The sequence below is a fragment of the Microbacterium sp. J1-1 genome, assembly GCF_024498615.1.
GTDB classification, from domain to species: Bacteria; Actinomycetota; Actinomycetes; order Actinomycetales; family Microbacteriaceae; genus Microbacterium; species Microbacterium aurugineum.
In genome coordinates this window covers 2605756-2631995 of sequence record NZ_CP089590.1, presented here as the reverse complement: position 1 = coordinate 2631995, position 26240 = coordinate 2605756, and the positions used below count along the sequence as shown (strand labels likewise).

Genomic DNA, 26240 nt, shown 5'->3' with positions numbered 1-26240 from the left:
GTCGCGGACCATCCTCCGCCCGGCTCAGGTGGATAAGACGAAACGGTGGAGCGCGGGGCAGGAGGAGTGCGGGTCACCCGTCTCCGGCGGAAATTCGGCGGAAACCCGCCTGGGATACTCTCGCTCTCCGCGTGTCGCGCCTAGGGTGTCAATGTGTGGCGACGTGAAGACAGGTCTGCGGAGGACGCAGCGGCGGAAGCCGCTGTGTCGATCGGTGACCTGCGTGAGACCGCGACCGGTGTCGACATCGCGCATGCCGCCGAGGCCGAACGGACCCGGTTGAGGGCCGAGGCCGCTGATCTGGGGGGGCCGTCGCCGCTGGTCAGCTTCCGCGACACCGTCGAGTCCGGCATCGACATCTCCAAAGCGCATCCGGGCAGCCTGCCGCAGTTCATCACCGGCAAGTCGACCCTCCTGTCGAATCTGTTCCGCGATGAGGTGGGCCTGCGCACCGCGCGACTCGCGGCGGAGCGCATCACCGCGAAGAACACCGAACTCCGCACGGTCCGAGGGATCGAGGCCGTGCACCTCGCCGTCGGCGTCGCGGGGTGGCGCATCGGAGGGGCAGGCTTCGCCGCACCCGTGCTGCTTCGCCCGCTGGCGATCCGTCGCCATCACTCGGACTTCGAGCTGAAGCTGCAGGGCGCCTTCGAGGTGAACCCCGCGCTCGTCCGGATCGCACGCGAACACTTCGGCCTCTCGATCGACGCCGCGGCGCTCGCCGCCCTCGCTTATGACGGCGGCATCTTCAAGCCGCAGCCCGTGATCGACAGCCTGCGAGCGATGACGCGCTCCATTGACACGTTCTCGGTCGAGCCGCGGCTCGTCGTCTCGACGTTCGCGGACGTGTCCGGTGCGATGTCGCGTGATGGGGGAAGCCTCGACCACGTGGTCCTCAACGCGCTGGGCGGCCACGTCGGCGACCGCGAGCGTGTCACGGCACCGCGGGCCACGCCGCACCACACCGGCCCCGACGATCGTGCTCCCGCGTCCGACAACCTGCTCCTCGATGCCGACGCCGAGCAGGAAGCCGTGCTCGCACGCATCGCCGCGGGGCACTCCCTGACCGTCGCGACACTTCCCGGCACGGGCGGAACGCAGACCGTGATCAACGCGCTCGGCGAACTGGTGCGGGGCGGTAAGCGGGTGCTCGTGGTCTCCGCCCGTCGGTCGACGCTGGACGGTGTGCGGCATCGGCTCGCGGGCATCGGTCTGGACAGTCTTGCGATCTCGCCCGCCAGCGTCCGCCGCGACCTCGTGAGGGCCATCGGTCGCAACGAGAAGGCCACGGCTCCGAAGGTCAGCGAGGTCGACGATGCGCTGGTGCGCCTGCGCACGGTGCTTCGCGACTATCGAGAGGCGCTCACCGCGCCGATCGCCGGCATGGACGCGTCGGTGCTCGACGCGACCCGCCAACTCACCCGGCTCGCCTCCCTGCCGGTCCCTCCCTCCACGACCGCGCGGCTCGGATCAGACGCACTGCGTCGTCTGGCGTCAGACCGCAGCGAAGCCGCCGAAGCGCTCGCCCAGGCGGCACGTCTCGGCGAGTTCCGCTTCGGTCCGAACGACTCTCCCTGGTACGGCGTCACCTTCGCCAGCACCGAGGCCGCACGCGCCGCCCATGAACTGGCCGGGAGGCTGCACTCCAGCAGCGTTCCCGCCCTCCTGGAACGCGGCTACGAACTCATCGCGCAGACGCACATGCGTCCGTTCTCGACCATTGACGAACTCGGCGAGTACCTGCGGCTGCTGCAGGGCATCCGCGACTCCCTGGACCGCTTCAGTCCCACCGTGTTCGAGCGTCCGCTCGGCGAGCTCATCCAGGCGCACGGCTCGCGTCGCGATGCGCCCGGGCTCTCCGGGGCGAACAGGCGGCGGCTGCGTCGTCTCGCCAAGGAATATGTGCGTCCGGGCGTCCACGTCACCGAGATGCACGAGGCCCTACTGCGGATCCAGGCCCAGCGCACGCAGTGGCAGCGCTATGTCGAAGCCGGTGCCGCTCCGGAGATCCCGCTCGGTCTCGCCGACGTCTACGCCGCCTGGCAGCGGGCGGAGGCCGAGCTCGCCGAGCTCGATGCCGCGCTCGGGCGCCGCGAGCCTCTGGCCTCGCTGCCCGTGGCACGACTCGTGCGGACCCTGGCCGGGCTCGCTGCCAAGTCCGACGTCTTCGAGAACCTCGTGGAGCGCGCACAGCTGCGTGACCGTCTGGCGCTCCTCGGGCTCGAGCCGCTGCTCACGGAACTCTCGGTGCGACACGTCTCCGAGTCGCAGGTGGGGGAGGAGCTCGAGTTCGCCTGGTGGCAGTCACTCCTCGAGCGAGCATTGCAGGACAACCGTGCCCTCCTCGGCGCGAACACCGCCGTGGTCGACCGTCTCGAGCGGGACTTCCGGTTGGTGGATGAAGCGCATGCCGCGATGGCGGGTCCTCTTCTCGCCTGGCAGCTCGCGAACCAGTGGCGGATCGCGATCGTCGACGAGCCTCAGCAATCGCAGCACCTCCGCCGCGCGCTGACGCAGCAGTCGGCGACCACCGCGCAGATCGTCAGTGCCGCGCCCACGCTCGTCGACGTGCTTGCTCCCGTCTGGATCTCCTCGCCGTATCAGGTGCCGGAGATCCCGGAGTCCGTGGAGTTCGACACCGTCCTCCTCGTCGACGCGGCGGCGATCAACCTCGCCGAGGCAGCGCCGACGATCCGTCGTGCTCGTCAGATCGTGGCTTTCGGGGACCCGGTCACACAGCGTCCGACGCCCTTCCACATCGCGGTCGATCCGGAGGATTCGTGGGAGCCCGAGGTCCCGTTCGACGACGTCTCGGCGTTCGAGCGGCTGTCCGAGCTGCTGCCTGTGATGACGCTGACCCGGAGCTACCGAGCCGGTGGCGAAGACCTCGCGGAACTCATCAACGACGCGTTCTACGGCGGCGAGATCGTGTCGCTGCCCTGGGCCGGCTCGTACCTCGGTCGCGGCAGTCTCACGGTCGACTACGTCGAGGGCGGCACCGGCACTCCCGATCCGATCTCGGGCGCGGTCGAGAGCCCGGATGCCGAGGTCGCCCGAGTGGTCACACTCGTCGTGGAGCATGCCGTGCACCGCCCGTCGGAGTCGCTCATGGTCGTCACGGCCAGCGCACGCCACGCGGAGCGGGTCCGCGCGGCCGTCACCTCCGCTTTCGCGGGCCGATCGGATGTGGCCGATTTCGTCGGACGGGACACGGTCGAGCCCTTCGCGGTGCTGACCCTCGAGGAATCGGTCGCCGAGAGCCGGGACCGCGTCATCTTCTCGCTCGGCTTCGGACTCACCAAGCACGGTCGTGTCCTGAGCGACTTCGGCGACCTCTCCACCCCTGATGGCGAGCGGCTCCTGACCGTCGGGATGACCCGTGCCCGCCGTTCGATGGTCCTGGTCTCCTCGATCCGGCCCTCGTCGTTCGACGATGGGCGTCTCGAGCACGGCGCGGCCACATTGATGTCGATCCTCGGGGGGCTCGCCACGCGCAGTCGGGATGCGCGGCTCGAGGACCTCGCAGACCCCCTCACCCTCGCTCTGGCCCGGGAGCTCCGGCGGCTCGGTGCCTCTGTCGACGTCGACTACCGCGGGCTGCTGCCGCTCGTCGCGCAGCACGCGGGCAAGGCCGTCGTCATCGAATCCGATCCGGAATCCCGGGGCGAATCGTTGCGGGAGACCCTGCGTCTGCGGCCGCACGTGCTGCGTCGTCTCGGCTGGCACTACGTGCGCGTGCACGCCTTCGATCTGTACAGCGATCCGGTGACGGTGGCGACGCGCATCGCCGCCGTGCTCGGCATCTCCGACTCCGCCCCGCGTGCGGAGAACGACACGCAGCCGATCGACATCATCGACACCCAGAATGACTGACGAGAACGACGACCGGACTCCGCGCCAGAGCGTGGTGCGGGTCCCCGGCTCCCGTCGTGCTCGCCTGACGCCGGTTCCCGGCAGTGATCCGGCACCGGAGTCCGCACCCGGTGAGTCGACGCCGCCACCGGCGCGGTCGAAGGGACCGAAGGGTCCGAACGACGACCAACTCATCCAGGACGTGCCCCCGCACTACTGAGGGACCGGGCTGCCGATGGTGCGGTCGGCGGACGAGAAACGCACGGCCCTCCGAGGAGAAGCCGTGCGTCTCTGGTGACGGGGGAGCGGTCAGACCCCGCGCTGTGCCTTGAGCAGGTCGCGGATCTCGACGAGCAGCTCGGCCTCGCTCGCTGCGGCGGGCTCTTCCTCAGGCTCTTCCGCCGGCGTGCCCTTGCGTGCTTCGACCCGGGCCTTGAAGGTGTTCATCGGCAGGACGAAGACGAAGTAGACCACCGCGGCGACGGCCAGGAAGGTGATGATCGCCGAGATCAGGTCGCCGATCGGGAACAGGACCTCTTCGCCGTAGATGTTCGTCACGGGGATCCCGAAATCTCCCGCGGCGTCGGCCTTGAGGAAGAGGGAGATCAGTGGGTTGATGATGCTGTTGACGACCGCGGTGACGATCGCGGTGAACGCCGTGCCGATGACGACGGCGACGGCGAGGTCGATGACGTTGCCGCGGAGCAGGAAGTCCTTGAAGCCTTTGAACATGGGATCTCCGAACAGGTCTGGGCCTCAGGAAGAGGCCGGTGTCGACGCAGCGGCCGGCTTGGCGCTCGTCGTCGATTCCGACTTCGATGATGCCGAAGTGTCTTTCGAACCACCGGATTTGGCGCGCGAGTCCGTGCGATAGAAGCCGGAGCCGTTGAACGTCACCCCGATCGAGCCGTACTGCTTGCGCAGGGTGCCGCCGCACTCCGGGCACACCGAGAGCGCATCGTCGGCGAAGCTCTGCACGGCATCGAACTGGTGTCCGCACGAGGTGCAGGCATAGGCGTAGGTGGGCATGGGCGTCCTTGCGGGTCAGCGTCGCGGAGGCGACAGGGTGAGCGTCTGCGAGGGGGTGACGACGCCGTTCACCGGCTGGTCGTGCACCTCGCTCGGAAGTTCGTCGAGTACCTCGGAATCATAGACGACCGCATAGACCGGAGGGCATCTCTCCATCGAGCCGATCGTCTTGTCGAAGTATCCGCGCCCCCAGCCCATCCGCATCCCGCTGCGGTCGACGGCGGAGGCGGGGACGATCATCAGCTCCACGTCGTTGACGGCGATCGGGCCGAGGACCTCTCCGGTCGGCTCCGGAAGTCCGTAGAGCCCCTCGGTGATCTCATCGTCCTCCGTGGCGACGGCCCAGTCGAGAAGTCCGTCGGCGCGGGTGACGGGAAGGAGGACGCGGATTCCGCGGCGCACCGCCCGCGTCACGAATTCACGAGTGCCCGGTTCTGTGGTGGTGGAGAGGAAGCACGAGATCGAGCGGGCGCCGAGATCGTCGATGAGCGCGTCGAGTCGTTCACCGATGGCGGTGGCGGCGGCTTCGCGCTGCGCGTCCGAGAGGAGCTGACGCCGCTCGCGCAGATCGGCGCGGAGCGCGCGTTTGGCGTGTTCGACGTCGTTCGACATGGCTTCGAGTCTACGGCGATGCTCACCGCTAGGCTGTGGGGATGGGTGCACAGAAGATCAAGGCCGTCATTCCCGCAGCAGGACTGGGGACACGATTCCTGCCTGCGACGAAGGCGATGCCGAAGGAGATGCTTCCGGTCGTCGACAAGCCGGCCATCCAGTACGTGGTCGAAGAGGCGGCGGACGCCGGGATCGATGACATCCTCGTCATCATCGGCCGCAACAAGAACGCGATCTCCAACCACTTCGACTCGGTTCCCGAGCTCGAGGTGAAGCTCATGGAGAAGGGCGACACGGGGCGGCTGGAGCGGGTGATGAAGTCGAGCGACCTCGCCGACATCCACTTCGTGCGTCAGGGAGAGCCGAAGGGCCTCGGGCACGCCGTCCTGCGGGCACGGACCCACGTGGGGGACAGCTCCTTCGCGGTGCTCCTCGGAGACGATCTCATCGACGAGCGCGACCCCCTGCTGACGGACATGATCGCCGAGCACGAACGCACCGGTGCCGCGGTGATCGCGCTCATGGAGGTCGACCCCGCGAACATCCACATGTACGGCGCGGCCGCTGTCGAGGACATCGAGGGGTCGGACGCCGTTCGCGTCACCGGGCTCGTCGAGAAGCCCGCGCAGGAGGATGCTCCCTCGAACCTCGCCATCATCGGCCGCTACGTCCTGCCGGCATCGGTCTTCGAGATCCTCGAGCGCACCGAGCCGGGTAAGGGCGGCGAGATCCAGCTCACGGATGCGCTGCAGGAGCTCGCGACCGATCAGCAGGGTCCCGGCGTCGTCGGCGTCATCTTCGGCGGACGCCGCTACGACACGGGCGACCGCGTCGACTACATCAAGGCGATCGTCCAGCTCGCAGCGGACCGGGATGACCTCGGCCCCGAACTGCGCCCGTGGCTCAAGGAGTTCGCGGAACGCCTCTAGGCGACTCTGCGGGGTCGGTGCGGCATGGAACTGGCGGCGGGGATGCGACACGGACCCATCGAACTGCGGCTCATCCGCGCGAAGGATGCCCGCCCGCTGCAGCACGAACTGCTCGCGAACCGTTCCTGGTTGCAGCCGTGGGAGGCGACGGTCCCCTACGGCTCGGTGTCCTTCGACATGCGACTCAGCATCAGGAGGCTGCTGCAGCAGTACCGCGACGGTTCGGGCTACCCCTTCGTCATGGAGTACGACGGTGAGGTGGCGGGACAGCTCAACGTGTGGGGTGTCGCCCGCGGCTCCCTGTGCTCGGCGACGATCGGTTACTGGGTGAGCGAGCGGTTCGCCGGGCGGGGCATCACCCCGACCGCCGTCGCGCTCGCCACGGACGCATGCTTCACGGAGTACGGGCTGCACCGGATGGAGATCTGCATCCGTCCCGAGAACGCCGCGAGCATCCGCGTCGTGCAGAAGCTCGGATTCCGCTACGAAGGTCTGCGCCGCCGGTACATCCACATCGATGGCGACTGGCGCGATCACTACGCGTTCGCGCTGACGCAGGAGGATGTGCCGCAGGGAGTGCTGGCGCGGTGGCTGAGCGGTCAGGTGCCGCCGGATGCCTCGACCGTGCCGCCCTCCGACCGCATCTCGTTCTGACGAGACCCCGAACCGGGCGGATCCGGAAGGACTCGCCGCGACACGCGCCCTTCTGTACGGCCACGCCGCCCCTGTGCCCGTAGCGTTATCACCATGGACGGGCCGGTGCTGAGTGGAGGGGTGATCGTCCTCGTCGCCGTGCTCCTCTGGATGCTCTATCTGCTCCCGTCGTGGCGTGGTCGTTTTCAGTACAACGCCGCGGAGCGCAACGCCGTCCGCCTGAACCAGGCGCTGAGGGTTCTCGCCGAGACGAGCGAGACGCCGCAAGAGGTGCGTTTCGAACTGAATGCGCGCACCGCATTGGCGCAGCAGAAGCTCGCCAAGCGCGTGCAGTCGGAACGTGAGGCCGCAGAGCTCGAGTCGCTGCGGGAACAGCTCGCCGCGACCAGGGCCGACCCGGTGATCCGTCGTGCCCGCGCCCGTCGTCGCGTGCGCATGGTGTCCACCGTCTCGCTCCTGCTCGGCCTCGCCGCCGTCGGCTTCGGTGTCTGGCAGCTCGTCGTCGCCGGCTCCTCGCTGCTGCTGTGGCTCGGTGGCGCTCTGATCGTTCCCGCCGGAATCGCACTTCAGCGGATGGCAGCTGTCGCCGCTCGGGCCGCACGCGCCACGCACGTCGTGTCCGCTCCGGTGGTCGAACGCGTCGCTGCTCCTGAACTGCATGACCAGGGCCGAGCGACCTGGACGCCACGGCCGCTGCCGGAGCCCTTGGTCTCCGTCGCCGGGTCGCGCGCGCAGGCCGCTCAGGATCAGATCGAGGCGCAGGAAGAACGCCGCAAGGCCGCGCGGGTGGCCGCGCTCCGTGAGCGTGCCGAGCAGATGGCGCCGGCCGCGCCCACACCGCTTCCCGCCGCATCCTCGCCCTACGCGAAGATGGGTTTCGTCGACGACGCCGAGATCGAGGCGCACGTGCGCGAACTCCTCTCTCGCCGTGCCGCCGGATGATCGGACGGAAGCGAGCATCCCGTTCGCCGTGATAGCGTAGATGTTGTTCACGGGCCTATGGCGCAGTTGGTAGCGCGCCTCGTTCGCATCGAGGAGGTCAGGGGTTCGAATCCCCTTAGGTCCACCGAGAAGACGGCCGATCAGACATGAGAGATCATGACTGACCGGCCGTCTCTTTTGCTGCACGGGCGAAGGGAGCTCCTAATGCTCACACCGGACGTGCGTCCCGCCAGGTCTCAGCGGCTGCCGAGGGTGATCGCGGGCGACTCCGAACCGGTGTAGACGTCCTGCGTTCCTCCTTCGATGAAGGTGGCGATCGCGTCACGGGCTGCCTTCGGCTGCTTCACCCAGGCGGTGTGCTCCGCGTCCTCGATGTAGACGACCTGCATGTCGCGGTTCGCCTCCACGTACGGGTACTGAACGCTCCAGAGCACGTAGTCGAACTGCGGCTTGAGCATCATGGTCGGTACGTCGAGCTCCTTCAGCTTCTCCAGGGTGTCTTCGGCGTGGATCCCGAAGTCCTTGGCGAGCATGAGGTTGGCGTGGAAGTTCAGACCCGTGTTGTCGCCCAGGGCCACGGCAGACCAGCGCTTGACGTCGTCCTGCGACGTGAGGTTCTCCGCGGCGGCGGAGAAGCCGAACGAGTGGAGCATGATGGTCGTCAGGATGCGGGGAGTGACCTTCTCGTTCATGTTGCCGATGTCACCCGCGTCTACGTTCAGACCGAGTTCCTCGCGCTTCTTCTCCTCTTCGGCCGAGGCAGCCGTGATCTCGGGGGAGGTGAGGTACCCGCCGGGGGCGGTCAGAATGGCCTTCTCGACGTGCTCGGGGTGCTCGGCAGCGTACGCCTCGATCACGAACCCACCGGCCGACTGGCCGATGACGATGGCCTTCTCTGAGCCGGTCTCCTCGCGGATCGCGTCGAGGTCTTCGACCATTCGCTCCAGCGTGTAGTCGTCGAGGTCGAGGTTCGGCGAGAAGCCGGCACCGGGCTGGTCGTAGAGGTACACGTCGTGTCCGGTCGCCGCGAGCTCAGGGAAGAACTCGAAGTCGTGAGCCTGGTTGGAGCCTCCAGGGCCGCCGTGGACGAAGATGATCGGCACATCCGAGGTGGATGCGGTCTTGGCGTCGAACTTCCAATAGGCGACGCGCGAGCCCGTGTCGAGATCCCAGTAGCGGGGTTCGATCGCTGCGACCGGGTTCTCCTCACCTTCGACCGGAGCGAGCACCGTGGCTCCTGCGGCGACGCCCGCGATCGCGAGGGCGGCACCGGCGACCACATAGGGTGCCTTCCGGCGCGCCAGCCTCGGGCGGATCGACTTGCTCGACGGCCAGATCTTGTGTGCGAGGGCCGTCAGTACCCAGACGCTGGCGAAGAGGGTGACCGCCCCAGCGATCAGACCGAGCGGCAGGCTGATGCTGAGGCCGAGGACTGCAGCGAGCACACCGAGAGCGATTCCGAGGACGACGGCGACGATCGAGACAACGACGGAGGCTGTCCTGCGGCTGATGCGTGCGCCGATCGAGGGACGTTTGGGGGTAGCAGAATTCATGGAAGTTCCTTATAATGTGACCAGTGGCGCACGTGTGCGCACCACGCAGTGTCGCTCAGCGTCGGACCAGGCTTCGAGTCCTGCAGATCCGTGGGTGATGCCGTGATTCGGGATGTGTCCGGCATTTCGGCGACTGGGTTAACTTACGTGGCTCCGTGAGACACGGTGGCGAAGAATCCTTGAACTCAGTAGTCGCTCGTCGGGAGCTGAGTGGTTCTGTCCCCTCTCCGCCGAGATTTGCTCGCCGGATGCCGCGTCCGATTCCCGCCGGAGTCCGCCGCGGATGCTCAATACCGTGAGGATGTGTCTTCGGTAACGAGCAAGCTTCCCCGATCCTTCGTCCGCGTCGGCTGGTCGGGTGTCCTCGTCCAATTCGCCGAGCAGGTGTCCCTCGCCGCCGCGCCGCTGGTCGCTGTGCTGGTCTTCTCAGCCTCCCCGGCTCAGACAGCAGTTCTGCAGGTGGCTCACACGCTCCCGTTCCTGCTCTTCGCAATCCCCGTCGGCTTGCTGGTGGACAGGCTGAACCGCAAAACCGTGCTGATCGTCTCCGAGTCGCTGCGTGCCGTGACCTTGGCGCTGACCATCGTCCTCCTGGTAACCGAGGTGCTCACGTTCCCACAGCTCGTGCTCATCGGCTTCCTCGGTGCCGTCGGAACCGTGGCGTTCAGCGTCGCGATGCCCGCTGTCGTACCGCAGCTCGTCGATCGGGATCAACTCATCCAGGCGAACCGCTGGGTGGAGCTCGGCCGGAGCGCGGCGCTCATCGCCGGGCCTGCGTCTGCCGGCCTGCTCGCGTCGCGGCTCGGCGCATCGAGTGCCTTCGTCGTGGCGACCACACTGTGCGTGCTGGGCATACTGTTGCTTCTCCGCCTCGACATCCCACCGCAGAGCGGCGCACCTCGTCGACCCATCCTGCGTGACCTGCGCGAGGCCGCCCGATTCGGATGGTCGATCCCGGTGCTGCGCACCATCATCCTGACCTCGTTCGTCTTCAACATCGGCTGGTTCATCATCCAGGCGATCTTCGTCGTCTACGCCGTCGACATCCTTCTCATGACGCCCATGCACGTGGGGTACGCGCTCGCCGCGAGCGGAGTGGGCATGGCCGTGGGTGCAGCCGTCTCGCCCGCGATCACCAGGCGGCTCAGCCTCGGAGGCGCGGCGCTGCTCGGTCCTCTCGGAGGTTTCGGAGCCGCGCTCGCCCTGGCGGTCACACTTGTCGCGCCCACGTCCGTGCTCGCCATGCTGAGCTATTTCCTCTTCGGATTCGGCCCGGTGATCTGGGCGATCACGACGACGTCGATCCGTCAGGCGATCACGCCGGTCGACATGCTGGGGCGCGTCTCCTCCCTTCTCGTCGTGGCGACCTACGGTGCCCGACCGGTCGGCGCGGCACTGGCCGCGCTGGTGAGCGTGTTCTGGGGCACGACAGGATGCCTGCTTCTCGCCACCGCACTGTTCGCTGCGCAGCTGCTCTACGTAGCCCTCTCGCCGTTGGCGAAGCTGCACTCGCTGCAGGGTGCTGCGACCACGAACTCGGACCCGTCGGGCGGTTGAGCTCGAGCCCCGCGGGAGCGCGCGGGGCTCGAGCTCGGATCAGCCGGCGGCGACCTCGTCGGCGACCGTCAGCGCGCTGTCGATCGCGTCCAGACCGCGCACCAGCTCCTCTTCGTCGATCACCAGCGGGGGAGCGACATGCACCCGGTTGAAGTGCGTGAACGGCCAGACGCCGGCCTTCTTGGCGGCCGCGGCGAAAGCACCCATCGGGGCGGCATCCGCTCCGGTCGCGTTGAACGGCACCAGCGGCTCGCGGGTCTCCTGATCGCGCACGAGCTCGATCGCCCAGAAGAGCCCGCGCCCGCGGACCTCTCCGACGCTCGGGTGCGTCTGCTCCCATCGACGCAGGGTCGGCTCGACCACACGCGCGCCCAGGTCGCACACGCGCTCCAGGATGCCGTCGCGGCGGAACACCTCGAACGTCGCGACCCCGGCCGCGCACGCGAGCGGGTGCCCGGAGTAGGTCAGCCCGCCGGCGAACGGCATCGTGTCGAAGGCGCTCGCGATCCGGTCCGAGATCACGACCCCGCCCAGCGGCACGTAGCCGGAGTTCACACCCTTTGCGAAGGTGATGAGGTCGGGGCGTCCGTCGAACGCGTCGATGCCGAACCACTCGCCGAGTCGACCGAAGCCGACCATGACCTCGTCGGCGATGTAGACGATCCCGTAGCGGTCGCACAGATCGCGCACGCCCTGCAGGTAGCCGGGCGGTGGCACGAGCACGCCGTTCGTGCCCACGACGGTCTCGATGATGATCGCCGCGATCGTCTGCGGCCCCTCCAGCTGGATCGTCTGCTCGAGGTGCGCGAGCGCGCGCTCGGACTCCTGCTCCGGCGACTCGGCGTGGAACGGCGAACGGTACAGATAGGGGCCGAAGAAGCGCACCGCGCCGGAGTCGACCGTGTCATTGGCCCAGCGACGCGGGTCGCCCGTGAGCGAGATGGCCGTCGACGTGGAGCCGTGGTAGCTGCGATACATCGAGAGCACCTTGCGCCGGCCGGTGAACTGCCGTGCCATGCGCACCGCGTATTCGTTGGCCTCGGCGCCGCCGTTGGTGAAGAAGACCTTCTCCAAGCCATCGGGTGCGACCTCCGCGATCAGACGCGCCAGCTCACCGCGCACGTCGTTCGCCATCGAGGGCTGGATGGTCGCGAGGCGCCCCGCCTGCTGCTGGATCGCGGCGACCAGGTTGGGGTGCTGGTGCCCGAGGTTCAGGTTCACCAGCTGGCTCGAGAAGTCGAGGTAGGCGTTCCCCTGGTAGTCCCAGAACGTCGAGCCCTGACCCGTGGCGACGGGCAGCGGGTCGATCAGTGCCTGCGCGCTCCAGGAGTGGAACACATGGCCGCGGTCGTCCGCGCGCACCTGCGCCTCGGTCTCGGGGGCGGGGAGCGGGTGGGCGGCCCCGTGGCGGTCGGTGAAGTTCGTCATCGTGGTCGCTCCAGTCAGTGGTTGCTCGGGAAGCCGAGGTCGATCTGCGACGGGGTGTGGTCCGGCCAGCGGGTCGTGACGACCTTGGAGCGGGTGTAGAAGTGCACCGACTCGGGGCCGTAGATGTGCGAGTCGCCGAACAGCGAGTCCTTCCATCCGCCGAACGAGTAGGCACCGATCGGCACCGGGATCGGGACGTTCACGCCGACCATGCCGACCTCGATGTCGAACTCGTACTGGCGGGCGGTGCCGCCGTCGCGGGTGAAGATCGCGGTCCCGTTGCCATAGGCGTTCGCGTTCACGAGCTCGACGGCTTCGGCGTAGGTCTCCACGCGCACCACGGACAGCACCGGCCCGAAGATCTCATCGTCGTAGACCTTCATGCCCGGCGCGACCCGGTCGATCAGGCTGACGCCGAGGAAGAACCCCTCGGAATCGAAGGACTTCTGCGTGCCGTCCACGACGACCGTCGCGCCTTCGGCGTCGGCTCCCGTCACGTAGGAGGCGACCTTGTCGCGGTGCTCGCGCGTGATGAGGGGACCCATCTCGCTCGCGGCATCGGTACCGGGGCCGATCTTCAGGCCGTCGATGCGCGAGGCGATCGCAGAGACCAGGTCGTCGGCGATGTCACCCACGGCGACGAGCACGGAGACGGCCATGCAGCGTTCCCCGGCAGAACCGTAGGCGGCGGAGACCGCGGCATCGGCGGCGGCGTCGATATCGGCATCCGGCATCACCACCATGTGGTTCTTCGCGCCGCCGAGCGCCTGCACCCGCTTCCCTGCGGCCGAGGCGCGCTGGTAGATCGAGCGGGCGATCGGGGTCGACCCCACGAAGCTGACGGCGTTCACCCGAGGCGAATCCAGGAGTGCGTCGACCGCCTCCTTGTCGCCGTTGACGACGTTGAGCACGCCGTCGGGAAGCCCGGCCTCGGCGAACAGCTTCGCGATCCACACGGCGGCGGAGGGATCCTTCTCGCTGGGCTTGAGGACGACCGTGTTGCCGCAGGCGATCGCAGAGGCGATCATCCACAGCGGCACCATCACGGGGAAGTTGAAGGGCGTGATCGCCGCCACCACACCGACGGGCTGCTTGACGGAGTGGACGTCGACGCCGCGGGCCACCTGCTCACTGCGCTCGCCCTTGAGGAGGTGCACGAGGCCGGCGGCGAACTCGACGTTCTCGATACCGCGCGACACCTCGCCCGCGGCATCCGAGAGCACCTTGCCGTGCTCGGACGTGACGATCGCGGCGAGTTCGGGGGTGCGCTCCTTGAGGAGCTGCCGCAGACGGAAGAAGACGTCGGCGCGCTTGATCAGGCTCGTCTCGCGCCATGCGGGCAGGGCGGCCGCTGCGGCGGAGATGGCGGATTCGACCTCGGCGGACGAGGCGAGGGCGACGTGCTTGGAGACCTCGCCGGTGGCGGGATCGAAGACCTGGCCGGTGCGAGCCGCCTCGGCGGTCTCCACTCCGTTGATGACGTGACGGACGATGTCCACGGTGTTCCTCCGAGTGGTGAAGAAGTGATCTCGAACACTCTGACCGAGGTTCGCTACGCTGGTGTTTCTCAATGTTCACAGAGTCTGGGGGGCAATAGCGATGTCAGACCGTCAGGACTTCGCGTCGGATCAGACAGATCGTCCGATCCGTGCCACCGCCCTGCTCACGGTCGGAGAGGTCCTCGCGGAGCCGGTGGTGCAGGCCGGGGCGCCGGAAGTCCTCGTCGGTGGGGCCGCACTCGACGCCGAAGTGCGCTGGGCTCACGTCTCCGACAGCGCCGGTGTCGCCCGGCTGCTCGACGGCGGCGAACTGTTGCTGAGCACGGGCGCAGGGTGGCCGGAGGAGGCGGAGGAGCAGAGGGCGTTCGTCCGAGGACTGCGTCGCGCGGGTATTGCGGGGATCGTCCTGGAACTCGGCGTCTCGCATGCCCGAGTGCCGGATGCGGTGGCCGATGAGTGCGCCGAGACCGGACTCGCGCTGATCGTGCTGACGAGCGAGGTCAAGTTCGTGGCCGTGACCGAGGCCGTGCATCGAGCGCTGATCTCCGCGCAGACCGACGCCCTCTCCGAGCGTCAGCGCCTGCACGAACTCTTCACGGCGCTCAGCCTCCAGGGCGCTCCGGCCGACGTGGTGGTCGCGGAGACCGCGCGGGCACTGGGGTCTCCGGTGGTGCTGCAGAATCTCGCGCACGAGGTGATCGCCGTCGAACCTCTTCGCGTGCCCGTCGTCGAGGTGCTCGCGCGGCTCGCCGATGACGGGGAGTCGGTGCCCGTGCAGGCGCGAGGGGTGCGTTGGGGGACCCTGTCAGCGCTGCAGGGTCCCGCGCACCCGGCCGGGCGACTCACGGTGCTCGAACAGGGGGCGACGGCGCTGGCCTTCGGGTGCCTCGCCGACGGGGGCGACGCCGAGTGGTCGATCCTGGCGCAGAGCGGACTCATCGACGACCTGCTCGGAGCGCGGTTCGCGAGCCCCGCCGACATCGCCGCCCGTCTCGCCGCCGGTGGCTTCGTTTTCGACGGGCATCACTGCCACGGCATCGTCGCGCACGGGGCGGTGTCGGCGAGCGAGCTCGCCTATCGGGCGCGTCAGGTGGGGTGCGCGGTGGTCGCGGCCCGCGTGGACTCCCACGATGTCGCGCTGCTCTCGGTGCCGGCATCCGTGCCCTTCACCGATGCCATGATCTCGCGCATCGTGGGCCCCGACCGTACGGTGTTCGTCGGTCCGTCCGCGGAGGACGTCCTCGGACTGCTCGCCTCCCTGCGCATCGCCCGAGACCTTGCGGTGGGGGATCATCCGGGTGCCGGTCCTCGTGTGCGCAGGGTCGAGGATCGCCCCCTCGAACGGCTCGTCGCTTCGTTGCGGGACGATCATCGGCTTCACGAGCACAGCGAACGGATGCTCGCGCCGCTCGTCGAGCATGACCGGGAGCGCCGCGGCGACCTCGTGGATGTGCTGGCGGCGCTCGTCGCACACCCCGGCAACCGGTCAGCAGCGGCGGCAGCGAGCCATCTGTCCCGGTCCGTCTTCTACCAGCGCCTCACCCTGATCGCCGAGCTTCTGGGTGCCGACCTCGACGACGGGGAGACCCTCGCGGCGCTGCACCTCGCCCTCACCGCGCGGCGGAGCGCTGCGCACGGTTGAACGTGCCGTCCCTCTCTCACTTTGATGCCGAGACCCCCTCTCCGCGTCGAGGCCCCCGCCAGGTCGCGTGAACCACCGGGGGTCTCGACAACGGGACGGGGTCTCGACGACAGGACGGGGTCTCGACGACGGGACGGGGTCTCGACGACAGGACGGGGTCTCGACGACGGGACGGGGTCTCGACGACAGGACGGGGTCTCGACGACGGGACGGGGCCTACAGTGCGGACTGCGCGCGGGTCAGCACGTCCCGGAGGATCTGCTCGATCTCACGGAACTCCGAGGGGCCCACCGTGAGCGGAGGTGCGAGCTGGATGACGGGGTCGCCGCGGTCGTCGGCGCGGCAGTACAGTCCGGCCTCGAACAGTGCGGGGGAGAGGAAGCCGCGCAGCAGACGCTCGGACTCGGCATCGTCGAAGGTCTCCTTCGTGCCCTTGTCCTTGACGAGTTCGATGCCGAAGAAGTAGCCGTCCCCACGGACGTCGCCGACCAGCGGCAGGTCGAGCAGCTTCTCGAGCTCGGCGCGGAAGAGCGGCGAGTTCTCGCGCACGTGGGCGTTGAGTCCCTCCTCGTCGAAGATCGCGAGGTTCTCGAGCGCGACCGCAGCCGAGACAGGGTGCCCGCCGAACGTGTAACCGTGGGGGAAAGAGACGTCGCCGTGCGAGAACGGCTCGTAGATGCGGTCGCTGATGATCGTCGCGCCGATCGGGGAGTACCCGCTCGTCATCCCCTTGGCGCAGGTGATCATGTCGGGCACATAACCGAGCCCCGTGCAGGCGAACGTGTGGCCGAGGCGACCGAACGCGCAGATGACCTCGTCCGAGACGAGCAGGACATCGTGGCGGTCGCAGATCTCGCGCACCCGGGCGAAGTAGCCGGGAGGGGGAGGGAAGCACCCTCCGGAGTTCTGCACCGGCTCCAGGAAAACCGCGGCGACCGTGTCGGCCCCCTCGAACAGGATCATCTCCTCGATGCGATCGGCCGCCCACCGGCCGAAGGCTTCGAGGTCGTCGGCGGGTCCTCCCATCTCGGCCGCGCGGTAGAAGTTCGTGTTGGGCACGCGGAAGCCTCCGGGCGTGACCGGCTCGAACATCGACTTCATCGCCGGGATACCGGTGATCGCCAGCGCTCCCTGCGGAGTGCCGTGGTAGGCGACCGCGCGCGAGATGACCTTGTGCTTGGTGGGCTTCCCCTGCAGCTTCCAGTAGTGCTTGGCCAGCTTGAACGCGGTCTCGACCGCCTCGCCGCCACCCGTCGAGAAGAAGACGCGGTTGAGGTCACCGGGCGCCTCGTCGGCGAGACGGTCGGCCAGCTCGATCGCCGCCGGGTGGGCATACGACCACAGCGGGAAGAACGACAGTTCCGATGCCTGTGCGGCAGCCGCCTCGGCCAGCCGACGTCGACCGTGCCCGGCGTTCACGACGAACAGGCCGGCGAGCCCGTCGAAGTACTCCTTGCCCTTCGCATCCCAGATCCGGTGGCCTTCGCCTTTCACGATGATCGGCACACCGGACTCGGCCATCGTCGACTGGCGGGTGAAGTGCATCCACAGATGGTCCTTCGCCATCGTCTGCAGTGCGGACTCCGAGGGAGTGGTGCGGGCGGTGTTCATCTGGTCCCCCAGTTGTAGAGCTGCTTCTGCAGCTTCGCGTAGATGAAGGTCTCGGTGGAGAGGACTCCGTCGATCGGCCGGATGGTGTCGTTGATCAGTGCCAGCAGGTCGTCGTCGTCTTCGCAGACGACCTCGGCGAGCACGTCGAAGGAGCCGACCGTGATGACCACGTAGTCGACCGCATCGATCGCCGCGACGGCCTCGGCGACGTGGCGCGTGTCGCCGGAGACGCGGATGCCGATCAGGGCCTGGCGCGGGAAGCCGAGCTGCATCGGGTCGGTCACGGCGACGATCTGCATCACGCCGGACTCGGTGAGCCGCTGCACCCGCTGACGTACGGCCGCCTCGCTCAACCCGACGACACGTCCGATGTCGGAGTAGGAGCGACGGCCGTCTTCTTGGAGCAACTCGATGATCGTCTTGGAGATCGCATCGAGAGGGGGATGCTTCTTCACCGAACCCATGGTGCGATCTTCGCACTCGAGTGCGCCTCTGGCAACCGATTCCGCCGTATTGAGGGCGAATGTCGGCGGAATCGGCTGTCCGGGCTCAGCTTTCGATCGGTCCCAGCAACGCGCTCGCCGCAGTGGAGTGCGCGGATTCCGGGTCTGACGGGTGGAACGCGCCGGCCAGGACGTCTCGGTAGAGCCGCGACAGCTCGTTCGCCGAGAAGTAGGAGCCGCCGCCCGCGACCAGCATCGCCTCGTCCACGACCTGCTTCGCCATCGTGATCGCGCGGTGCTTGACGCCGGACAGCAGGGGGAACCAGCGCGCCCCGTGATCGACGCGGTCGTCGACGTCACGGGCGAGTGCGGCGATCTGGGGAGGGAGCGCGTCGTAGGCGATCGACATGTCGGCGATGCGCCAGCGGATGTCGGGATCTTGACTGTATGCCGCGCCGGTCTTCTTGGAGTGCCGCTTCTGCGCGGTCGCGACCGCGAGCTCGAGGGCACGGTGCGCGATGCCGGTGTAGACCGAGGCCAGCAGGATCTCGAACACCGAGAAGATGCCGAACACGATGGGGTCGGGGCTGGGCCCGGGCGGAATGCGGCGTACCACGTGATCGGCCTCCGCCACGGCGCCGTCCAGTCGCGTGGTGCGGCTCTGCGTGGCCCGCATGCCCAGCGTGTCCCAGTCGTCGGACGTCGTCACCGCATCCGTCCGGTCGATGAAGGCGAACACGAGCTGCGGGGCATCGGCGCTCGTGGTGTCGAGTCCGTGCAGGCCGAGTCGCGTCCACACCGGAGCGAGGGAGGTGAAGATCTTGGTTCCGGTGAACGCATAGCCCCCGTCGCCGTCCGGCACCGCGTCGGTGTCGCTGCCGAACAGGACCAGGTCGTTGCCTCCCTCGCTGATGCCGAAGGCGAAGACCTCGCCCGCGACCGCGCCGTCCTGCACGAACTCCAGGCCGGGGACACCGCGATCGGAGAAGACCTTCGCGACGCCTGTCCACACCAGGTGCATGTTGATCGCGAGGGCCGTCGCCGGTGCGGCGCCCGCGAGGCGCTGCTGCAGGATCGCGGCCTCGGCGAGACCGAGCCCCCCGCCGCCGCGTTCCGTCGGCACCAGGATCGACAGGTAGCCCGCGTCGCGCAGCTCCTCGAGGTCCTGTTGGGGGAAGGTGTTCTCCCGGTCGTGGATCGGAGCGCGTTCGCGGATGCGGTCGAGGAGGTCGTCGGGCAGGAAGGTCGTGGGATCGAAGTCGTTCATGCCAGTGCCTCCAGAAGCTGCCGGATGGATTCGTCCGGGCGGTCGCGGTGCAGGGAATGTCCGGCACCGTCGACGACGGACAGGGTGATCAGCGGGTTCGCCGCGAGGACCTCCTTCGCGAGGGCACCCGCGAAGATGCTGTAGACGGCGGGGTCGGCGCCGATCACATGGGTCGGCACCGTGAGGCGCGCGGCGTCGGCTCGCACGTCCCACGGCTGATTCTGGGCGCTGGTCTGCTCCACCGCCCATGCGCTTGCGCGCCGTACCGCGTCGATCTTGAGCTCGTGATCCTGCGGATGCCAGTGCGGATGCTCCTCCTGCACGACCTCGAGTCGTGTGTCCGCGAACGCGCGCTCCTGGCTCTTCCTGACGATGGCGGCATCGCGCCCGTCGACGTGGATCGCGGGATCGATCAGGACCAGGCGCCGCGTCCACTCCGGAGCGGCTGCCGCGGCGACCGTGCTGGCGGCGCCTCCGAGCGAATGACCGATGACCGCGTCCCAGGGGCCGCCGTCATCGGGCTGTGTCGCCGCGAGATCGGCACCGTACGCGGCGACGGTGTAATCGAGGGACCGCGGGGCGTCGCCGTGTCCGCGGAGGTCGACGGCCGTCGCATGCCAGCCCGCCGTGGCGAGAGCATCGCCGAGGCGCCACATCAGAGCGCCGGAGGAACCGAGACCGTGGACCAGGAGGGCCCGCCGAGGGGCCGCGGGGGAGCCCCAGGCGATGCGAGGCAGGGTGAGCGGTGCGGGCATGGCACCAGCCTACGACCGGAGGGGGCGCGGTCAGCCGCGCGGAACCAGAGGTGGCAGGTCGGCCGCGATCGTCAGAACGCGCTCGGCTGCGGCGTGACCCGCGGAGAGGCACGTGGCGAGGTCGTCGCCGTCGAGGGTCGCACTCAGGAAGCCGGAGGCGAAGGCGTCTCCGGCCCCGACCGGCTCGACGACCTCGACCACCGGGGCGGGGACGAACACCGGCTCGGACTCGCCCTCGAAGGCGGTTGCCCCCACGTCGCCGTCCTTGACGACCAGCAGGCCGCAGTTCGGCAGGAACGCACGGATCTCGGCAGGTGAGACCGTCCCCCAGATGCGCTCCGCCTCGTCGCGCCCGACGAAAGCGATGTCGGCGGCGTCGGCCAGGCGGGCGAGGGTCTCGGCCGCGTCTTCCCTGCTCCACAGCTGACGGCGGTCGTTCACGTCGAAGGATACGAGAGCGCCCGCGGTGCGGGCATCGATGAAGAGCCGATCGGTCATCTCCCGGCAGGACGCGGAGAGGGCGGGGGTGATCCCGGTCGTGTGCACGATGCGCACACCCTCAAGCCGTGACGGCGCCAGGAAGCCGGGTTGCATGAGCGAGGCGGCCGATCCTCGGCGGTAGTAGTAGACGGTCGACGTCTCGACGCCGGGGTCCTTGAACATGACTCCGGTCGGGGAGTCCTCGTCGCGTTCGATCCACAGCTCCACGCCACGACGTTCGAGCTCCGAGGTGATCCGGTCGCCCATCGGGTCCGCGCCGAGTCGCGAGGCCCAGGCGGCGCGGTGTCCGCTGGCGGCGACGCCGACGGACACATTCGCCTCCGCGCCGGCGAGACCGAGCGTCGCCTGTGCGGCATCGGCGAGACCGGCGTCGGTCGGGGTGATCAACACCATGGACTCGCCGACGCAGACGATCTCGGGGGCGGAGCTCAGAGTGGAAGGGGAGTTCATGAAGGAGTGACCGCCAAGGGTTCGGTGTCGGGATGCGGGCTCGCGTCGCGATGACGCAGATCAGGGAAGGAACGGACGAAGACGACGGAGACGATCAGCCCGACCGCCGCGAAGATCGTGGCGGCGAGGTACGCGCCTCGCCAGTCGCTGACATCGACGAGGAAGCCGGCGACGGCGGAACCGGCGGCCGCGCCGATCAGCTGGCCGGTGCCGGCCCAGCCGAACGCCTCCGCGGTCTCGCTGAACTTCACACTCGCGGTGGTGATGGCGAAGAGGACGGCGAGGGCGGGGGCGATGCCGATGCCCGCGAGGATCAGGGTGCCGCCGAGCCAGAACACGTTGAGCATGACCATCGTCAGGCCGAGTCCGATCGTGACGATCAGCAGACGGCGCGCCATGGCCCAGGGGCCGATGGGGATGTGCCCGAACGCCAGGCCGCCTGCCAGGCTCCCGGCCGAGAACACGGCGAGGATGAGTCCGGCCGCCAGGCTTCCGTGTTCGAAGGTGGCCACCACGCCCACCTCCACGGCGGCACAGGCGCCGATCAGCAGGAAGCCGATCACCGTCGCCAGCAGAACCGGCGGCTTGAGGACGACCTTGCCCAGTGCATGGCGGCTGCGCGGGATGCGCACGCGTCCGACTTCGGGGGAGAGGATGAACCAGGCTCCACCGGCGACGAGGACGATCGCGACGAGCAGAAGGCCCTCCGTCGTCCCGACCTGGGTGGACACGAGCGTGATGACGACCGGCGCCAGCACCCAGATGATCTCCTGCAGCGATGCGTCGAGGGAGAACAGCGGAGTGAGGTGGGAGGAGTTGACGAGCTTCGGGTAGATCGTGCGGACCGCGGCCTGGACCGGTGGGGTGGACAGCCCGGCGACCATCCCGAGGGCCATGTAGCCGGGCACATCGAGGGGAAGGACCGCGAGGCCGAGCACCGCGACGACGCACACGGCGAGCGTCAGGGTGAGCACCCGCCGCATCCCCCAGGCGCCCATCCACCGACTCGTGACGGGACCTGCGACGGCCTGACCGACGCTGGTCGCCGCGAGGACGAGTCCGGCCGATCCGTACGACCCGGTCTGCTGCTCGACGTGCAGCAGGATCGCCAGCGACATCATGCCGTTGGGGAAGCGCGCGGTCAGCTGAGCCGCGATCATGCGCGCCACACCAGGCGTGCGAAGAAGATCCCGATATCCCGCCACGAGACAACGGTACCGGGCCTCGGAGGCGGTCGTGGAAGCGCTCGTGCGGCGACACGCCGCGACACGCCGAACGACGAATTCCACAGGAATCCGAATGTCCGAGGACCGGCGTACGGTGCCCCCTGTGGATGGATCGTTCACAGGGGCTTCCCAGCCGCGATTTCACGCGGTTCGCGCCCCTCAGGACGGGGCCTTCGCCTGTGGAGGAAACGGTGGAGAACCTGTGTTGAGGCCGTGGAGAACGGTGGATAACTACACGGATGTAACTACTACCCCTTGTGGTCGCCCCCAATGTCGGTCCCCATATGTAGTATTGAAGTCCCGGCAGGGGGTCTACCGGGAAACAGCCTGATGAGAAGCAGGCCAGAGATTTGAGGGGTTACGAAAAGATGTCGATCACGGTCTACACCAAGCCTTCCTGCGTTCAGTGCAACGCGACCTACCGTGCCCTGGATGCCAAGGGCATCGAGTACGAGGTTCTCGACCTCTCCGAGGACCCGACGGCCCTCGAGCAGGTCAAGGCACTCGGCTACCTGCAGGCGCCTGTCGTCGTCACCGACGAGGGCCACTGGTCGGGCTTCCGTCCCGACAAGATCGACGAGCTCGCCTCTCGTCTGGCGTGACCTCCCATGAGCGCCGTCGCGACCGCAGCGCCGCTCCTGATCTACTTCTCGAGCGTGTCGGGTAACACCGCGCGGTTCGTCGAGAAGCTCGGGCTCCCCGCCCGACGAATCCCCCTCCACCGGAACGAAGAAGACCTCGTCATCGACGAGCCCTTCGTGCTGGTCACCCCCACCTATGGCGGGGGCGCGGGACGAGGCGTCGAGAAGGGCGCCGTTCCCAAGCAGGTGATCCGGTTTCTCAACGACGAGCGCAACCGGCGTCACCTCCGCGGTGTGATCTCCGCGGGCAACACCAACTTCGGCGATGCCTTCTGCCTCGCCGGTGACATCATCAGCCGCAAGTGCCACGTGCCTCACTTGTATCGGCTCGAGATCTTCGGCACACAGGACGATGTGGATCGCGTGAGCGACGGATTGGAACGACGGTGGCAGCTTCAGTGACCGAGACAGTGGCATTCAAGGCGAACCCCTCCTACGAGGGACTCGACTATCACGCCCTCAACGCGATGCTCAACCTGTACGACGCGAACGGGAAGATCCAGTTCGACGCCGACAAGCGGGCCGCGCGGGAGTACTTCCTGCAGCACGTGAACCAGAACACGGTGTTCTTCCACTCGCTCAAGGAGCGCCTGGACTACCTCGTGGAGAAGGAGTACTACGAGGGTGCCGTCATCGAGAAGTACTCGATGGAGTTCATCCAGAAGCTCAACGACCTCGCCTACGGCAAGAAGTTCCGCTTCGAGACGTTCCTGGGTGCGTTCAAGTACTACACGAGCTACACGCTCAAGACCTTCGACGGCAAGCGCTACCTCGAGCGCTTCGAGGACCGCGTCGTGATGACCGCCCTCGGCCTCGCGGACGGCGACGAGAAGCTCGCCGTCGCCCTCGTCGAGGAGATCATCTCCGGTCGCTTCCAGCCGGCCACCCCGACGTTCCTCAACGCGGGCAAGGCGCAGCGCGGTGAGCTCGTCAGCTGCTTCCTGCTGCGCATCGAGGACAACATGGAGTCCATCGCCCGCGGCATCAACTCTGCGCTGCAGCTGTCCAAGCGCGGTGGCGGCGTGGCACTGCTGCTGTCGAACATCCGCGAGTCGGGTGCGCCGATCAAGCAGATCGAGAACCAGTCGTCCGGAATCATCCCCGTGATGAAGCTGCTCGAAGACAGCTTCAGCTACGCCAACCAGCTCGGTGCCCGTCAGGGTGCGGGAGCGGTGTACCTCAACGCGCACCACCCCGACATCATGCGATTCCTCGACACGAAGCGTGAGAACGCCGACGAGAAGATCCGCATCAAGACCCTGTCGCTGGGTGTCGTCGTCCCCGACATCACGTTCGAACTCGCGAAGAACGACGAAGACATGTACCTGTTCTCGCCGTACGACGTCGAGAAGGTCTACGGCGTGCCCTTCGGCGACATCTCGGTCACCGAGAAGTACCGCGAGATGGTCGACGACCCGCGCATCAAGAAGACCAAGATCAACGCGCGCGAGTTCTTCCAGACCGTCGCCGAGATCCAGTTCGAGTCCGGCTACCCGTACGTCATGTTCGAGGACACGGTGAACAAGGCCAACCCGATCAAGGGTCGGATCAACATGTCGAACCTCTGCAGCGAGATCCTGCAGGTGAACACGCCGACCACGTACAACGATGACCTGTCGTACGACAACATCGGCAAGGACATCTCCTGCAACCTCGGCTCGATGAACATCGCGCTGTCGATGGATGCCGACGACCTCGGCCAGACCGTCGAGACGGCGATCCGCGCGCTCACCGCGGTCAGCGACCAGAGCCACATCGGCTCGGTGCGCTCGATCGAGGACGGCAACGACCGTTCGCACGCGATCGGCCTCGGCCAGATGAACCTGCACGGCTACCTCGCTCGCGAGCACGTGCACTACGGCTCGGAAGAGGGCATCGACTTCACGAACATCTACTTCTACACGGTGCTGTTCCACGCGCTGCGTGCCTCGAACAACCTCGCGATCGAGCGCGGTACGACGTTCGACGGGTTCGAGGACTCGAAGTACGCGTCGGGGGAGTTCTTCGACAAGTACATCGATCAGGCGTGGGTGCCCGCGACCGAGAAGGTCAAGGAGCTCTTCGCCGGCAAGCACATCCCGACGCAGGAGGACTGGGTCGAGCTGAAGGCGTCGATCCAAAAGCACGGCATCTACAACCAGAACCTGCAGGCGGTACCGCCCACGGGCTCGATCTCGTACATCAACAACTCCACGTCGTCGATCCACCCGATCGCGTCGAAGATCGAGATCCGCAAGGAAGGCAAGCTCGGTCGCGTGTACTACCCGGCGGCGTTCATGACGAACGACAACCTGGAGTACTACCAGGATGCATACGAGATCGGCTACGAGAAGGTCATCGACACGTACGCGGCGGCCACCCAGCACGTCGATCAGGGGCTGTCGCTGACGCTGTTCTTCAAGGACACCGCCACCACGCGCGACATCAACAAGGCGCAGATCTACGCGTGGCGCAAGGGCATCAAGACGATCTACTACATCCGTCTGCGTCAGCTGGCGCTCGAGGGCACCGACATGGCCGAGTGTGTCTCGTGCATGCTCTGACCTGAGAACCTGTCGACCCGAGAACGCGGCTGAAACCCGAGAAACGACGAAGAACATGACCCCTGAAAGACTCAAGCTGGTCTCCAGCGTGCAGGCGATCAACTGGAACCGCATCCAGGACGACAAGGACCTCGAGGTCTGGAACCGTCTGGTGAACAACTTCTGGCTGCCGGAGAAGGTGCCGCTGTCGAACGACGTGCAGTCGTGGAACACGCTCACCCCCGACGAGCAGCTGCTCACCATGCGGGTGTTCACCGGTCTGACGCTGCTCGACACGATCCAGGGCACCGTGGGTGCGGTGTCGCTGATCCCCGACGCGATCACGCCGCACGAAGAGGCCGTGTACACGAACATCGCGTTCATGGAGTCGGTGCACGCGAAGAGCTACTCCTCGATCTTCTCGACGCTCGCGTCGACGAAGGAGATCGACGAGGCGTTCCGGTGGTCGACCGAGAATCCGAACCTTCAGAAGAAGGCTCAGATCATCATGGACTACTACCAGGGCGATGACCCGCTCAAGCGCAAGGTGGCCTCCACCCTGCTGGAGTCGTTCCTCTTCTATTCGGGCTTCTACCTGCCGATCTACTGGTCGTCGAAGGCGAAGCTGACGAACACGGCCGACCTGATCCGCCTCATCATCCGTGACGAGGCCGTGCACGGGTACTACATCGGCTACAAGTTCCAGAAGGGGCTCGAGAACGAGACCCAGGAGCGTCGTGACGAGCTCAAGGACTACACGTTCTCCCTGATGTACGAGCTCTACGACAACGAGGTGCAGTACACGCAGGACCTCTACGACGGCGTCGGTCTGACCGAGGACGTGAAGAAGTTCCTGCACTACAACGCCAACAAGGCCCTCATGAACCTGGGCTACGAGGCGATGTTCCCCTCCAGCGTCACGAACGTGAACCCGGCGATCCTGTCGGCGCTCTCGCCGAACGCCGACGAGAACCACGACTTCTTCTCGGGGTCGGGCTCGTCGTACGTCATCGGCAAGGCCGAGGCCACGGAAGACGACGACTGGGACTTCTAGGACCCTGTTGTGCGGCGTCATCCCTCGTCGACCACCACGAAGCCCCCGGCCCGCAGCTCCCCTCGAGCGGCGG

The 26240-nt window shown here is 67.5% G+C and carries 23 protein-coding genes and 1 tRNA gene; 12 read left to right on the top strand and 12 right to left on the bottom strand.

The genetic code is table 11. The features are described 5' to 3' along the window. Positions 1–153: 153 nt before the first annotated feature. Together LRQ07_RS12630 and LRQ07_RS12625 are read left to right on the top strand one after the other, a co-directional pair. Positions 154–3873 (top strand): AAA family ATPase, encoded by a 3720-nt coding sequence (locus tag LRQ07_RS12630; protein ID WP_413775522.1) that lies wholly within the window; start codon positions 154–156, stop codon positions 3871–3873. Further along, positions 3866–4072: a hypothetical protein gene (locus tag LRQ07_RS12625; protein WP_047524264.1), complete on the top strand. Its 207-nt coding sequence runs from the start codon at positions 3866–3868 to the stop codon at positions 4070–4072. The genes LRQ07_RS12630 and LRQ07_RS12625 overlap by 8 nt, the downstream gene beginning before the upstream one ends. Before the next feature lie 89 nt (positions 4073–4161). Here LRQ07_RS12625 and mscL read toward each other — a convergent pair whose 3' ends face one another. The 3 genes from mscL to LRQ07_RS12610 are packed head-to-tail and all read right to left on the bottom strand — an operon-like array spanning position 4162 to position 5493. After that, on the bottom strand, positions 4162–4584 hold the full coding sequence (gene mscL, locus LRQ07_RS12620) for a large conductance mechanosensitive channel protein MscL (protein WP_256534816.1): 423 nt from the start codon (positions 4582–4584) through the stop codon (positions 4162–4164). 24 nt (positions 4585–4608) lie between these two features. Continuing rightward, on the bottom strand, positions 4609–4881 hold the full coding sequence (locus LRQ07_RS12615) for an FmdB family zinc ribbon protein (RefSeq protein WP_256534815.1): 273 nt from the start codon (positions 4879–4881) through the stop codon (positions 4609–4611). Between the two features lie 15 nt (positions 4882–4896). Beyond that, the gene (locus LRQ07_RS12610) at positions 4897–5493 is read right to left on the bottom strand and encodes a 5-formyltetrahydrofolate cyclo-ligase (RefSeq protein ID WP_256534814.1); all 597 of its coding nucleotides are present in this window, start codon (positions 5491–5493) and stop codon (positions 4897–4899) included. A 41-nt stretch (positions 5494–5534) separates the two neighbouring features. Between LRQ07_RS12610 and galU the strand changes: the two genes are divergently transcribed. The 4 genes from galU (at position 5535) to LRQ07_RS12590 (ending at position 8142) form a co-directional block, all read left to right on the top strand. Next, positions 5535–6422: a UTP--glucose-1-phosphate uridylyltransferase GalU gene (galU, locus tag LRQ07_RS12605; protein WP_256534813.1), complete on the top strand. Its 888-nt coding sequence runs from the start codon at positions 5535–5537 to the stop codon at positions 6420–6422. A gap of 42 nt (positions 6423–6464) precedes the next feature. After that, positions 6465–7076 (top strand): GNAT family N-acetyltransferase, encoded by a 612-nt coding sequence (locus LRQ07_RS12600; protein WP_081997095.1) that lies wholly within the window; start codon positions 6465–6467, stop codon positions 7074–7076. A 93-nt stretch (positions 7077–7169) separates the two neighbouring features. Then, the gene (locus LRQ07_RS12595; protein ID WP_232763763.1) at positions 7170–8018 is read left to right on the top strand and encodes a hypothetical protein; all 849 of its coding nucleotides are present in this window, start codon (positions 7170–7172) and stop codon (positions 8016–8018) included. A 51-nt stretch (positions 8019–8069) separates the two neighbouring features. After that, a tRNA-Ala gene (locus tag LRQ07_RS12590) sits at positions 8070–8142 on the top strand. A 112-nt stretch (positions 8143–8254) separates the two neighbouring features. Here the strand turns inward: LRQ07_RS12590 and LRQ07_RS12585 are convergent. Further along, the gene (locus tag LRQ07_RS12585; RefSeq protein WP_232763762.1) at positions 8255–9571 is read right to left on the bottom strand and encodes an alpha/beta hydrolase; all 1317 of its coding nucleotides are present in this window, start codon (positions 9569–9571) and stop codon (positions 8255–8257) included. Between the two features lie 303 nt (positions 9572–9874). Here LRQ07_RS12585 and LRQ07_RS12580 point away from each other — a divergent pair, with 303 nt between their 5' ends. Beyond that, positions 9875–11128 (top strand): MFS transporter, encoded by a 1254-nt coding sequence (locus LRQ07_RS12580; protein ID WP_256534812.1) that lies wholly within the window; start codon positions 9875–9877, stop codon positions 11126–11128. Between the two features lie 39 nt (positions 11129–11167). Here the strand turns inward: LRQ07_RS12580 and LRQ07_RS12575 are convergent, their stop codons facing one another. Both LRQ07_RS12575 and LRQ07_RS12570 read right to left on the bottom strand, forming a co-directional pair. Continuing rightward, positions 11168–12556 carry an aspartate aminotransferase family protein gene (locus LRQ07_RS12575; RefSeq protein ID WP_256534811.1) on the bottom strand — a complete coding sequence of 463 codons (1389 nt, stop codon included), beginning with the start codon at positions 12554–12556 and terminating at the stop codon, positions 11168–11170. Positions 12557–12570: 14 nt separating this feature from the next. Further along, positions 12571–14055 carry a CoA-acylating methylmalonate-semialdehyde dehydrogenase gene (locus LRQ07_RS12570; protein WP_256534810.1) on the bottom strand — a complete coding sequence of 495 codons (1485 nt, stop codon included), beginning with the start codon at positions 14053–14055 and terminating at the stop codon, positions 12571–12573. A 100-nt stretch (positions 14056–14155) separates the two neighbouring features. Here LRQ07_RS12570 and LRQ07_RS12565 point away from each other — a divergent pair, with 100 nt between their 5' ends. After that, positions 14156–15697: a PucR family transcriptional regulator gene (locus tag LRQ07_RS12565; RefSeq protein ID WP_256534809.1), complete on the top strand. Its 1542-nt coding sequence runs from the start codon at positions 14156–14158 to the stop codon at positions 15695–15697. Positions 15698–15913: 216 nt separating this feature from the next. On the opposite strand, the gene LRQ07_RS12560 is transcribed toward LRQ07_RS12565, so the two are convergent. From LRQ07_RS12560 to LRQ07_RS12535, 6 genes are all read right to left on the bottom strand, one after another. After that, on the bottom strand, positions 15914–17308 hold the full coding sequence (locus LRQ07_RS12560) for an aspartate aminotransferase family protein (protein WP_047519063.1): 1395 nt from the start codon (positions 17306–17308) through the stop codon (positions 15914–15916). After that, positions 17305–17772, bottom strand: a complete 468-nt coding sequence (locus LRQ07_RS12555; RefSeq protein ID WP_047519065.1) for an Lrp/AsnC family transcriptional regulator — start codon at positions 17770–17772, stop codon at positions 17305–17307. The genes LRQ07_RS12560 and LRQ07_RS12555 overlap by 4 nt, the downstream gene beginning before the upstream one ends. 85 nt (positions 17773–17857) lie before the next feature. Next, entirely contained in the window at positions 17858–19018 is a 1161-nt protein-coding gene (locus LRQ07_RS12550; RefSeq protein WP_256534808.1) for an acyl-CoA dehydrogenase family protein, read from the bottom strand. Then, the gene (locus LRQ07_RS12545) at positions 19015–19773 is read right to left on the bottom strand and encodes an alpha/beta fold hydrolase (protein ID WP_256534806.1); all 759 of its coding nucleotides are present in this window, start codon (positions 19771–19773) and stop codon (positions 19015–19017) included. Before LRQ07_RS12545 ends, LRQ07_RS12550 begins: the two co-directional genes overlap by 4 nt. Positions 19774–19803: 30 nt before the next feature. Further along, positions 19804–20724, bottom strand: coding sequence for a sugar kinase (locus LRQ07_RS12540; protein ID WP_256534804.1), 921 nt, complete (start codon positions 20722–20724; stop codon positions 19804–19806). Beyond that, complete coding sequence (locus tag LRQ07_RS12535) at positions 20721–21884, bottom strand: MFS transporter (RefSeq protein WP_052193221.1); 1164 nt, start codon at positions 21882–21884, stop codon at positions 20721–20723. The genes LRQ07_RS12540 and LRQ07_RS12535 overlap by 4 nt, the downstream gene beginning before the upstream one ends. A gap of 434 nt (positions 21885–22318) precedes the next feature. Between LRQ07_RS12535 and nrdH the strand changes: the two genes are divergently transcribed. The 4 genes from nrdH to nrdF are packed head-to-tail and all read left to right on the top strand — an operon-like array spanning position 22319 to position 26167. Further along, positions 22319–22552, top strand: a complete 234-nt coding sequence (gene nrdH, locus LRQ07_RS12530) for a glutaredoxin-like protein NrdH (RefSeq protein ID WP_047519073.1) — start codon at positions 22319–22321, stop codon at positions 22550–22552. Between the two features lie 6 nt (positions 22553–22558). Further along, positions 22559–22993, top strand: a complete 435-nt coding sequence (gene nrdI, locus LRQ07_RS12525; protein ID WP_131491526.1) for a class Ib ribonucleoside-diphosphate reductase assembly flavoprotein NrdI — start codon at positions 22559–22561, stop codon at positions 22991–22993. Continuing rightward, a complete protein-coding gene (gene nrdE / locus LRQ07_RS12520) occupies positions 22990–25134 on the top strand; it encodes a class 1b ribonucleoside-diphosphate reductase subunit alpha (RefSeq protein ID WP_047519077.1) in 2145 nt (714 codons plus the stop codon). The genes nrdI and nrdE overlap by 4 nt, the downstream gene beginning before the upstream one ends. Positions 25135–25189: 55 nt before the next feature. Continuing rightward, complete coding sequence (nrdF, locus tag LRQ07_RS12515; RefSeq protein ID WP_017828866.1) at positions 25190–26167, top strand: class 1b ribonucleoside-diphosphate reductase subunit beta; 978 nt, start codon at positions 25190–25192, stop codon at positions 26165–26167. Positions 26168–26240 lie beyond the last annotated feature (73 nt).